The organism is Candidatus Rokuibacteriota bacterium (assembly GCA_016188005.1).
In the GTDB taxonomy this organism is placed as follows: Bacteria; Methylomirabilota; Methylomirabilia; order Rokubacteriales; family CSP1-6; genus UBA12499.
Genome location: JACPIQ010000136.1, coordinates 37,127 through 48,335, shown reverse-complemented (window position 1 = coordinate 48,335; position 11,209 = coordinate 37,127). Strand labels below are relative to the sequence as shown.

The 11,209-nt window shown below is 71.7% G+C and carries 10 protein-coding genes; 8 read left to right on the top strand and 2 right to left on the bottom strand.

Annotated features, from left to right (window positions below; all coding sequences use genetic code 11):
- On the top strand, positions 1-831 hold an 831-nt coding region (locus HYV93_25960; protein ID MBI2529421.1), incomplete at its 5' end, for an ABC transporter permease.
- 10 nt (positions 832-841) lie between these two features.
- Positions 842-2,146 carry an insulinase family protein gene (locus HYV93_25955; GenBank protein MBI2529420.1) on the top strand — a complete coding sequence of 435 codons (1,305 nt, stop codon included), beginning with the start codon at positions 842-844 and terminating at the stop codon, positions 2,144-2,146.
- Between the two features lie 13 nt (positions 2,147-2,159).
- Here HYV93_25955 and HYV93_25950 read toward each other — a convergent pair whose 3' ends face one another.
- Complete coding sequence (locus HYV93_25950) at positions 2,160-2,696, bottom strand: Slp family lipoprotein (protein MBI2529419.1); 537 nt, start codon at positions 2,694-2,696, stop codon at positions 2,160-2,162.
- 113 nt (positions 2,697-2,809) lie between these two features.
- Here HYV93_25950 and HYV93_25945 point away from each other — a divergent pair, with 113 nt between their 5' ends.
- The 5 genes from HYV93_25945 (at position 2,810) to HYV93_25925 (ending at position 8,999) form a co-directional block, all read left to right on the top strand.
- Complete coding sequence (locus HYV93_25945; protein MBI2529418.1) at positions 2,810-3,400, top strand: hypothetical protein; 591 nt, start codon at positions 2,810-2,812, stop codon at positions 3,398-3,400.
- A 44-nt stretch (positions 3,401-3,444) separates the two neighbouring features.
- Positions 3,445-4,413, top strand: a complete 969-nt coding sequence (locus tag HYV93_25940) for a quinone oxidoreductase (protein ID MBI2529417.1) — start codon at positions 3,445-3,447, stop codon at positions 4,411-4,413.
- Between the two features lie 171 nt (positions 4,414-4,584).
- The gene (locus HYV93_25935) at positions 4,585-6,072 is read left to right on the top strand and encodes a long-chain fatty acid--CoA ligase (protein ID MBI2529416.1); all 1,488 of its coding nucleotides are present in this window, start codon (positions 4,585-4,587) and stop codon (positions 6,070-6,072) included.
- Positions 6,069-7,682 carry an AsmA family protein gene (locus HYV93_25930; protein MBI2529415.1) on the top strand — a complete coding sequence of 538 codons (1,614 nt, stop codon included), beginning with the start codon at positions 6,069-6,071 and terminating at the stop codon, positions 7,680-7,682. The genes HYV93_25935 and HYV93_25930 overlap by 4 nt, the downstream gene beginning before the upstream one ends.
- A 93-nt stretch (positions 7,683-7,775) precedes the next feature.
- Entirely contained in the window at positions 7,776-8,999 is a 1,224-nt protein-coding gene (locus tag HYV93_25925) for an MFS transporter (protein MBI2529414.1), read from the top strand.
- On the opposite strand, the gene HYV93_25920 is transcribed toward HYV93_25925, so the two are convergent.
- The gene (locus tag HYV93_25920; protein MBI2529413.1) at positions 8,975-9,919 is read right to left on the bottom strand and encodes a methyltransferase domain-containing protein; all 945 of its coding nucleotides are present in this window, start codon (positions 9,917-9,919) and stop codon (positions 8,975-8,977) included. The two genes, HYV93_25925 and HYV93_25920, sit on opposite strands and share 25 nt — an antisense overlap.
- Before the next feature lie 117 nt (positions 9,920-10,036).
- Here HYV93_25920 and HYV93_25915 point away from each other — a divergent pair, with 117 nt between their 5' ends.
- Positions 10,037-11,179: a citrate synthase gene (locus tag HYV93_25915; GenBank protein ID MBI2529412.1), complete on the top strand. Its 1,143-nt coding sequence runs from the start codon at positions 10,037-10,039 to the stop codon at positions 11,177-11,179.
- Positions 11,180-11,209 lie beyond the last annotated feature (30 nt).

The window sequence follows — 11,209 nt, the reverse complement described above, 5'->3', positions numbered from 1 at the left end:
GTGATCCCGCCCGACTTCGCCCGGCGGCTGGCGCGCCAGGCGGCCGAGGTCCAGGTGATCGTGGACGCCTCCGACCCGCAGGTGGCCACGTCCGCCATCAACGCCGCCAGCTCGCTGGGCGCCCAGCGGTCGCTGGAGATCATCACCAAGACGCTGGAGGGCACCACGCTCGGCCGTCGGACCGGGGTGCCCTTCGACGTGCGGGTCCGCGCCTGGTACAACCCCGACCTCGTCTCCGCCATCTTCATCGTCCCCGGCCTCATCGGCGCGCTCCTGATGCAGACCACCATCACGGCCATGGCGGTGTCCGTGGTGCGCGAGCGGGAGAAGGGGACCCTCGAGGCCCTGATCGTGAGCCCGATCCGGCGCTGGGAATTGCTCCTCGGCAAGATCATCCCCAACCTGCTCGTGGCCTACGGCCAGATGACCATGGCGCTCATCGTGGCCCACTTCGTCTTCGACGTCCCCATCCGCGGCAGCCTGCCGCTGCTGTACGGGCTCGCGCTCGTCTTCATGATGGGCACGCTCGGCATCGGGATCTTCGTCTCCGCGGCCGCGCGCACGGTGCCGCAGGCGATGCAGATGGCCTTCCTGACATTCCTGCCATCCATCTACCTCTCCGGGCTCCTCTTCCCCATCGAGGGGATGCCCACGGGGGCCCAGTACCTGGCCTCGATCATCCCGCTCACGTACTTCCTGCGGATCGTGCGCGGGATCATCCTCAAGGGCGTCGGGTTCGGCGATCTCTGGCCGAGCCTGCTGCCGCTGCTGGCCTTCGGGGTCGTGATCTTCTCGCTGGCCGTGATCAAGTTCCGCAAGCAGCTCGACTGAAGGGGAACCCATGAGACGACTCTCGAGCCTTGGCGCTGCGCTCCTGCTGCTCGCCGCCCCCGCGGGCGCCGCACCCATCGCCCATCGCGCGGTCCTGGGCAACGGCGCCACGCTCCTGGTGGCCGAGCGGAATGCGATCCCCATCGTCTCCGTGAGCGCCTACCTGCGCGCGGGCTCCGCCTTCGACCCGCCGGATGCCCCCGGGCTGGCGAGCCTCACCGCGGACCTCCTCACCCGCGGCACGGCCCGGCGCTCGGGCCCGGAACTGGACCGCGCCATCGAGTTCGTTGGCGGCAGCCTCGAGGCCGGCGCGGGGAAGGACGGGGTCACGATCTCCCTCGCGGTGCTGAAGAAGGACCTGGCGCTGGGCCTCGATCTCCTCGCCGAGGTGCTGCGCGAGCCCGCCTTCCCCGAGGACGAGCTCAGGCGCCGGGTGGCGGAGGTGCAGGCGGCGCTCAAGCGCTCGGAGGCGAACCCCGAGGCCGTGGCGGGGCGCGATCTGGCGCAGGTCCTCTACCCGGGCCATCCCTATGCCTGCCCGACGCCCGGGACCGTCGAGTCCGTCGGCAAGCTCACGCGCGAACAGGTGGCCCGCTTCCACCGGGAGCACTACCGGCCCGACGCGGCTGTGATCGCCGTCGTGGGCGACGTCACGCGGGATGGGATCAGGCGCGAGCTGGAACAGCGCCTCACGGGCTGGGCGCCGCCGGCCGCTCCGCCCGCGGCGATTCCCTCGGCCATCGCCGCGCTGCCGCCTGCGGTCGCGCGCACCCTCACGCGCGACCTCACCCAGGCCACCGTGTACCTCGGCCGTCCGGCGATCCGCCAGGATCACCCGGACTACTTCCCGCTGGCGGTCGCCAACTACATTCTCGGCGGCGGCTCGGCGTCGCGGCTCTACACGCGCGTGCGCGAGGACCGGGGGCTCGCCTACTCGATCTACTCCTCGCTCTCCCCCGCGCGCTACGGCGCCTCCTTCGTGGTCGGGCTGCAGACCCGCAACGACGGGGTGGACGAGGCCGTGCGCCTCGCGAAGGAGGAGATGCGCCGGATGGGGCGGGAAGAGGTGGCAGCCGCCGAGCTGGAGCTGGCACGGGCCTACCTCGTCGGGAGCTTCCCGCTGCGCATGGACACCTCGGGGAAGGTGGCCCGGCTCTTGATCGCCGTGGAGGAGCACGGCCTCGGGCTCGATTACCCCGATCGCTACCGGGAGCGCATCGGCCGCGTCACCGCGGCGGACGTGCAGCGCGTCTCGGCGCGCTACCTGGACCCGGCGCAGTTCTCGGTGATCACCGTGCGGGGCAAGGCTCCCTAGGCCCGGGGTCGGGTCACCGAAAGGGCCAGGGCTGGTAGGGGCCGTAGGGCCAGTAGGGCCAGGGCGGCCAGTCGTAGGAGCCCAGCGGGTAGACCGGGACGAGATGCCTCGCTGCCACGTCGCGCGGCCAGAGCTTGATCTGCTCGGCTGTGATCACCGGGTAGCGGTACGGCAGCTCGCCGATCGCGCGCTCCTCCTCGCCCTTGACCGTGCCCACCACGGTGATGCGCCGGCCGGCGGCATAGACGGCGGGATCGAGGAAGCCCCTCGTCGTCACCAGGAAGCGCCCCTCGGATCGGTCGCTCCGGTCGGGGCTGTCGTCGGACCCGAGGTTCCGCGCGAGAACCTCGATCTCGGTCTCGCCCACCCGGGGACGGGTGGCGAGGATCTCGCCGCCGAGGATCACGCGCGCGCCGGTGTGCGCGCCTGGAGCGCGGCGCAGCTCGGAGACGGTCACCGCGCGGTTCACCGCGTGCAGCATCTCGTCGGGGAACGCGGAGACGCACCCAGCGAGAAGCAGGGCCGAGAGAAGGAGCCCGGCGCGGCGCATACGTCTACCGTACCGCGGGCCGTCTCCGGGAGCAATGCAGGCGCGGGTGCGCGCGAGGCGCGGCCCGCGCGGGTCGACGGACGAGCCGTGACGCCATGCTACAATGGCGCGGCGTGAGTCGGATCATGCGGCGCGTCTGGATCGTCGCCCTCGCTGGAATCGCGTTGTGGCCCGTCACGAGCCAGCCCGCGGCGGCGGCCTCCTTCGCCCTGACCGAGCGGGAGCAGAAGGAGGCGATCGGCCTCGGACGCAGGAGCGTCGTGAGCGAGGTGCTCGGCGACGAGTGGACGAGCCGCAACGGCTCGGGTGACACGTTGACGGTGGTGACGCCATTCCACCGCCTCGCCCAGGCGGCGCGCATCGCCGCCTTCAAGAAGGCGCCGCTCAAGCCGAGGGAGATCGGCGCGGTGCTGAAGGCGACCGCGGGGAGGCTCACGCTGTGGGTTACCCTGCGCGGGGGCAAGCCCGACTTCGCGCGTTTCCTGGAGCCGGCGCTGCTCGACGGCAAGATCGAGGTGAAGCCGAGCTTCGTGCAGAACGAGCAGACGGCGCTGCGCGGGGAGGACGGGCGGTTCAGCGCCCGCTGTCTCTACGTGTTTCCCGCCGCGCGCCTCGATCCCAGGGGCCGCTTCACCCTGCTGATTCGCGACCCGGACGAGAAGGAGCTATCGAGGTTCACGGTGGATCTCTCGGCCATGCGCTAGCGGCGGGACCCCGTCGCTCCGCGCGCTCCATGAGGAGGACACACATGAAGGCCATTCGCGTCCACACACCCGGGGGGCCCGAGGTCCTGAGGCTCGAGGATGTCCCGGAGCCCACCCCGGGGGCCGGCCAGGCCCTCGTCAAGCTCGAGGCGGCCGGGCTCAACTACATCGACGTCTACTTCCGCACCGGCGCCAACAAGGTGCCCCTGCCGTTCACGCCCGGTCTCGAGGGTGCGGGCACCGTCACCGCCCTGGGGGCCGGCGTCAGCGACGTCAAGGTGGGCGACCGCGTGGCCTACACGGGGATCCCGGGCTCCTACGCCCAGCTCAACGTCTGTCCCGCGAACCGCCTCGTGAAGCTCCCGGACGGCCTTTCCTTCCGGGACGGGGCGGCGGCCATGCTCCAGGGGATGACGGCCCACTACCTCGTGGTCTCGACCTATCCACTCCGGAAGGGCGAGACGTGCCTCGTGCACGCCGCGGCCGGCGGCATGGGGCTCCTGCTCTGCCAGATGGCGAAGATGCGCGGCGCGACCGTGATCGGCACGGCGTCCACGGAGGAGAAGGCCGCCCTGGCCCGAGCGGCGGGGGCCGACCACGTCATTGTCTACACCACGCAGGACTTCGTGGCCGAGGTGAAGCGCATCACCGGCGGCCGCGGCGTGGACGTGGTCTACGACGGCGTGGGCGCCACGACCTTCAGCGGGAGCCTCGACTGTCTGAGGCCCCGCGGCACGCTGGCGCTGTTCGGGGCGGCGAGCGGTCCCGTGCCGCCGCTCGATCTCCAGCTCCTCAACGTGAAGGGATCCCTCTTCGTGACACGACCGAGCCTCAACCATCACATCGCCACCCGCGAGGAATTGGTCCAGCGCTCGGGCGACGTCCTGGGCTGGATCCGCGAGGGGAAGCTCCGGCTGCGCGTGGAGATCACCTTCCCGCTGGCGCAGGCCGCCGATGCGCACCGCGCCCTCGAGGGCCGGAAGACCACAGGAAAGGTGCTCCTGCTGCCATGACGACCGGACGGGTTGCGGGCCCGACCGTCGGGCGCGGAAGCGCCCCGACGGCGAAGGAGGAGAATGCTCCTGCTGCCATGACGACCGGACGGGTTGCGGGCCCGACCGTCGGGCGCGGAAGCGCCCCGACGGCGAAGCCGACGGGCCGGCTCATTCCCTGAAGGTGGGCCCATGAACGTCGCGAGAAATCTCGAGCGGTCGGCGTTCCACCATCCGGGGCGGCCGGCGCTGGTCTTCAGGGACCGGCGCTGGACGTACCGGGAGCTCGACCGGGCCGCCTCCTCGCTGGCTGCCGGGCTCGCCGGCCTCGGCCTCAGGCCGGGAGAGCGGCTCGGACTCCACCTGCCCAACTGGCCCGAGTTCGTGCTGACATACTACGCGGCCAGCAAGATCGGGCTCGTTCCCATCTCGCTGAACGTGGTCTACAAGCGGGACGAGCTCGGCTACATCATCAACGACGGCGAGGCCGCCGCCGTGGTGACGGCTGGGCCCGTGGCTGCCAACCTGCCGCCGCGCCGGGAGCTGCCGTCGGTGCGGCACCTGATCCAGGTGGGCGGGCAGGGCGAGGTGGACTTCCGCTCGCTCGCCGGCGACCCGGGGCTGCGCGCCATGGAGCGGGACCGGAGCGAGACCGCCGCCATCCTGTACACCTCGGCCACCACCGGACGCCCCAAGGGGGTCATGCTCACCCACGAGAACGTGGTGTCGAACACCTGGGCCACGATTCACCACCTCCGGATGACGCCCGATGACCGGGGCCTCTGTGCGCTTCCACTTTTCCACTGCTTCGGTCAGAACTTCATCATGAACGCGCTGGTCGCCTGCGGGGGCACGCTCGTGCTCCAGGAGCGGTTCGTCCCCGACGACTTCACGGCCGCCATCGGCGCCGAAGGGATCACGCTCCTGTACGCGGTGCCCACCATGTACATCCTGATGCTCGGCTCGGACATGGCGCGCTGGGACCGGTCCTCGCTCCGGCTGTGCTTCTCGGCGGCGGCGAGCCTGCCCGCCGAGCCGGAGCGGCGGTGGAAGGAGCACACCGGCCACGACATCCACCAGGGATACGGTCTCACCGAGTGCTCTCCCTTCGCCTCCTACAACCACGACACGGCCTTCCGGCCGGGTTCCATCGGCACCCCCATCGAGAACGTGGAGATGAAGGTCGTGGATCCCGCCACGGGGCAGCAGGTGGGCGATGGCGAGCTGGGCGAGATTCTCATCAAGGGCCCCAACGTGATGAAGGGCTATTTCCGGAACCCGCAGGCCACGGCGGAAGCGGTGCGAGACGGGTGGCTGCACTCGGGGGACATCGGCTCCCGCGATGCGGACGGCTACTTCTACGTGGTGGACCGCGTCAAGGACATGATCAACGTCTCCGGCTTCAAGGTCTTCCCCCGCGAGGTCGAGGAGGTGCTCTTTCTTCACCCCTCGGTGAAGGAGGCCGCCGTGCTCGGGACCCCCGATCCGGTGCGCGGCGAGGCCGTGAAGGCCTTCGTGGTCCTCAAGGAGGGGGCCTCGGCCGACCCCGAGGCGCTCCGCGCGCTGTGCCGCGACAGGGTCGCTGCCTACAAGGTGCCCGAGGCCATCGAGTTCATCGCCGCGCTCCCCAAGAGCCCCACGGGGAAGATCCTCAAGAAGGACATGCGGAAGCCGCAGTGAAGCTCCGGTGGCTCCTCGTCGCGGCCGGCGCCCTGCTCGTGGTCCTCGCCGGCGCGCTGGCCGCGCTGCCGTGGCTCGTGGATACCCCGAAGGTGCAGGCCTACATCTCCCAGCAGGCGAGCCAGGCGCTGGGGCGCCCCGTCAGGTTCGCCTCGCTCTCGATCGCGCTGCTGCCGCGCCCGGCCGTGAGGCTGCGCGGCCTCTCGGTGGCCGACGACCCCCGCTTCGGCGCGACGCCCTTCCTCACCGTCGAGGAAGGGCGACTCGCCATGCGCCTCAGACCGCTCCTCTCCGGCCGGGTGGAGCTCACCCACCTCACCCTTGACGGGCTCCGGGCCGAGATCGTGGAGGACGGCGGCCGGCTCAACATCGCCACCCTCGGCGCCGGGGCCTCGGCCCCGCGCGCCGCCCCGAAGCCCGGCGGGGGGCCTGCGGCCGGCGGCCCGGCAGTCGCCGGACTCCTGTCCCAGGTGCGCATTGCCAACGGAGCGCTGCGCTACCAGAGGCGCGGCGCCCGGGGCGGGGAGTGGCGTCTCGAGGACATCGCGGTCACGCTTGCCATCACCGGCCGGGGTGACGGGCTGGCGGTGGAGGGACGGGCCGTGGGGCAGCCGGGCGCCATCCACCTGAGGATCGCCGAGGGAACGCTCTCGCTCGCCGCGGGCCGTCCGCTCGCCGAGGCGCCGCTCCGCGCGCGCGTGGACCTCGAGGCCGGGGATGTGGCGGCACTCGCCGCCGCGCTCTTCGGGTCCCCCACGGTGGCTGGGCCCATCAAGGCGCGGCTCGAGCTCGGCGGCACAGTCGCGAAGCCCGCCGCCACGGGTGAGCTCCGCTTCGAGCGCCTCAACCTCTCCGAGCAGCGACCGCAATGCTCGCGGCCCTCGCGGCGCACGCTGGCGCTCCAGGACCTCCGCGTACCCGTGACGCTCCTGCCCGCGCGGCTCGAGAGCCAGCCGCTCCGGGCGCAGGTCGCCGGGGGCAGTCTCTCGGTGAGCGTGACGGCCGACCTGCAGACGGTGCCCGGCGCCCTGGTCAGGACGCTCGCGCTCAGGGATATCAGCGCCAAGGGTGTGCAGCTGTCGCCGATCCTCGTGGACTACCTCTGCCAGAGCTATGCGGTCTCGGGCCCGCTGGATCTCACGGGCGAGGCGCTGCTGCGTCCCGCCGACCCCTGGCGGACGCTCGGCGGGGCGGGCCGGCTCCAGATCGGACACGGGAAGGTCGTGGGCGCGGGCGCGCTGCGGGTCCTGCGCGACGTCGCCGAGCTGGCCGGTGTCCTGACGCCGCTGTTCGCCGGGGAGAAGGAGCTCCGCCCGGGCAACTCGCCGCTCGACTTCGATGCCATCACCGCCACGTACAGGATCGCGGGCGGGGTCGTCAGCACCGAGGACCTGCTGTACCGGAGCCGCGCGATGACGGTGGCGGGCGCAGGCACCTACAGGCTCTTGGACGGCTGGGTGGACATGGCCGTCACCCTCAGCAGTGGGCGCACCCAGGTCAAGGCGGAGGTCACGGGCTCGAGCGCGGGCACGCTGCGCGTGATTCCCACCGCCATCAGGTCGGGCGAGCGCGGCGGGATCAGGAAGCTCCTCGAGCGGCTGCTGCGCTGAGCCAGGGGTCAGGTCTTGCATTACAACATGGAGCTCCTGCTCCGACGCTGCTGCGCTCCAGGCGGAACCCGATGAACAGAGCCTGACCCCGCGGTGGCGACCCGACGCTATGCGCTGGCCTCGGGGCTGGCCCTGGCCTACTCGCTGGCGCTCCTGGGCGACCAGATGCTCTACGTCTTCCTGCCCTCGCACCCAGGGGCGGCTGGGATCGCGGCGGCGAGCCTCGGCATCATTCTCAGCGCCAATCGCTTCGTGCGCCTGGTCGCCAACTCGCTGGCCGGGCTCCTGTCCGACCGGCTTGGGCGGCGCCGTCCGTATCTGCTCGGCATGGGGCTGGCGCTGGTCTCGACCGCGGGGTACCTGGCCGCCGAGAGCTTCTGGCCGCTGCTTGTCTGGCGCATCGTCTGGGGCATCGCCTTCGCGCTGATCTCGGTGGGGGGTCTGGCCATCGTGCTGGACCTGTCCGCGGCCGAGGTCCGCGGGCGGACGGTTGGCACCTATCAGTCACTGCTCCAGCTCGGCACCCTCCTGGGTCTCGTCCTGTCGGGCGTGCTCACGGATCTCCTCGGCTATCGCGGCACCCTGGCGGTGTACGTGCCGCTGGCCGCCCTGGGCTTCGGCGCCGCCGTCTGGGCGCTGCGCCCGCTGGGCCCCGGGGATCGCGGCAGCACGAGCCATGGCGTCGCCGGCCTCGGGACGCTGGCCGCGCTCCGTCGCCTGGATCCCCGACTCCTTGCCCCCGCGTACGTGAGCTTCACGAGCCTGTTCGCTGGCAGCGGCGTCCTGATGAGCACGCTCGGTGTTCATCTCACGCAGCTCGCGGCGGAGCCCAGCGCTCTCGTCGTGCCCGTGGCCTCGCTGACCGGCGCCCTCCTCGCCGCGCGGCGGCTCGCCGGCATGGTGGAGGCGCCGCTCGCGGGCCATGTCCTCGATCGCCTGGGGGCCCGGCGGCTCGTCGCGGGGGTGGGCGTGGTCGTGAGCCTGGGCGGGTTCGTGGTCCTGGCGGCCGGGCGCGGGGTGGGGCCGATCGTGACGGGGGTGGTGCTCGTCGCGGTGGGCGAGGGGCTGCTCCACCCGGCCGTCGTGGTCTGGACGGGGGACAGCGCGCCCCCTCCGCTGCGCGGCGTCGTGATGGGCGGACTGGCCACCGCCGGCGATCTCGGCGCGGCGCTGGGCCCGCTGGTGGGATATGCCCTGCTGGGGACCGCGGGGCTCCGCGCCGCCTATGCCCTCTGCGCCGGCCTCCTGCTCTCGACGCTCCTCGTGCTCGCGCTGGTCCCCCGTGTCGGGGGTCAGGTCTTGAAATACGACACGTAGCCCCCGCTCCACCGCCGCAATCCCCGCGGGACAGGATGAGCAATGCCCGGATCCGCACCCCAATGGCAGGCTGCACCCCTGCCGATGTCGGAATGCAAGACCTGACCCCAAAGGCGGGCGCCGCCGAGCTTGCCCGCCTCCACGAGCCCCACGAAGAAGGCGTAGAGCTGGCTGTACTCGTCGTAGCGGGCCTGGCCCAGCCGTGCCACGGTGTCCTCACGCAGGCTCCGGTACATCTCGAGCCGGCGCCTCAGGATCTCGATCCACGCCGCCGAGAGATCTTCGGCCTCGATGGCGGCGAAGCCGGCGCGCCCCAGGAGAGCGCGGTAGCCGGAGATGGTTTCGACGGAGACGGCCGCCATCCACTCCTGGAGCCGGCGGCGCTCGCCCTCCCAGAGCCTGGGCGTGGCGATCCAGTCGGTGAAGGCGATGCGCCCGCCCGGACCGAGCACCCGCGCGCACTCGGCGAGCACGCGCCCCTTGTCGGGGACGTGGAGCAGTCCCTCCTGGCTGATGACGGCGTCGAAGGCGCCGGCACGGAAGGGCAGGATCTGGGCATCCCCGCGCACGCTCCGGACCAGACCCTGGAGCCCCACCAGCCGCGACAGCCTGACGTTGCCCTGGCTGCGGCCGGCGTTCAGGTCCAGCGCCGTGACGCGCGCCCCGAAGCGCCGGGCCAGGAAGCGCGCCGGGCCGCCGAGCCCCGCGCAGACGTCGAGCACTCGGGAGTCGGCCCCGACCCCGGCGCGCCGCGCGAGGGCTTCCACGGCCTCGAGCCCGCCGTAGTGGTCCTGGTCCCACTCGTAGAGATCCTCGGGAGCCAGCGCGCGCATGTCCTTGCCCTGACGGCGGAGCGCCTCCAGCACCTGCGACAGGCTGATGGGATGCCGATCGTAGAAGTCGATGACCCTCGGGAGCACGGGGAAGATCCTAGGCCGCCGGCCGGGCGCCGACAAGCCTTGAAGTGCCTCCACCCGTATGGTACAAGGAGGCGTTTTGACTCTGCCCCATACCGCCAAGGGAGTGCCACTGAGGCGATGACGGACGCTGCGGGAGCTCCCCAGAAGGCCGGTCTCGAAGACGTCGTCGTGTCCACCTCCGAGATCTGCTTCATCGACGGGAAGCAGGGCCGGCTCGTGTACCGCGGCTTCGACGTCGACGATCTCGTCGCGCACTCGACCTTCGAGGAGGTGGTCCATCTCCTCTGGCATGGCCGGCTGCCCTCGCGACAGGAGCTGGATGCCCACCGGAAGGCGCTGGCCGCCACCGCCAACCGCAAGCTCTCCCCGAAGCTCCTCGCCATCCTCCGACAGCTGCCGCGGAGGACGACGCCCATGGAGGTGCTCCGCACCGGGGTCTCGGCGCTGTCGTCCTTCGATCCCGACGCGGGGGATAATTCCCGCGAGGCCACGCTCCGGAAGGCGACCCGGCTCACGGCGCAGATGCCGACCCTCGTGGCCGCCTGGGAGGGCATCCGCCGAGGCAAGCCTGTCGTGGCGCCGACCCCGCGGCTGTCGCTGGCGGGGAACTTCCTCTACATGATGTCGGGCAAGACGCCCTCGGAGCTGGCCACCAGGACCCTCGACGTCGCGCTCATCCTCCACGCGGATCACGAGTTCAACGCCTCGACCTTCGCTGCCCGCGTGACGGCCGCCACGCTGTCGGACATCCACTCGGCGGTGGTGTCGGGAATCGGCGCCCTCAAGGGGCCGCTCCACGGCGGCGCCAACGAGCAGGTGATGCGCATGGTGCAGCAGGTGAAGGACCCGGCGAAGGCCGAGGGCTGGATCCGCAAGGCGCTGGCCGAGAAGGCGCGCATCAGCGGCTTCGGCCACCGCGTCTACCGCGTCGAGGACCCACGGGCCAAGCATCTCCACCGCCTGGCGGTGGAGCTTGGGCGGCAGACCGGAAGCACCGCGAACGTCGAGATCCTGGAGACCATCGCGCGCGTCGTGTCGGCGGAGAAGCAGATCTTCCCCAACGTGGACCTGTTCTCGGGGGCCGCCTACGCGTCCATGGGGATCCCGACGGACCAGTTCACGCCGATCTTCGCGCTCAGCCGCGTCGCCGGCTGGGCCGCGCATGTGCTCGAGCAGCACGGCAACAACCGCCTGATCCGTCCTCGCGCCGAGTACACGGGAGCCCTCGACGCCCCCTACATCCCCCTCGCCCAGCGCTGACGCCGCTCCTGCCGTGCCGCGCCACACCCG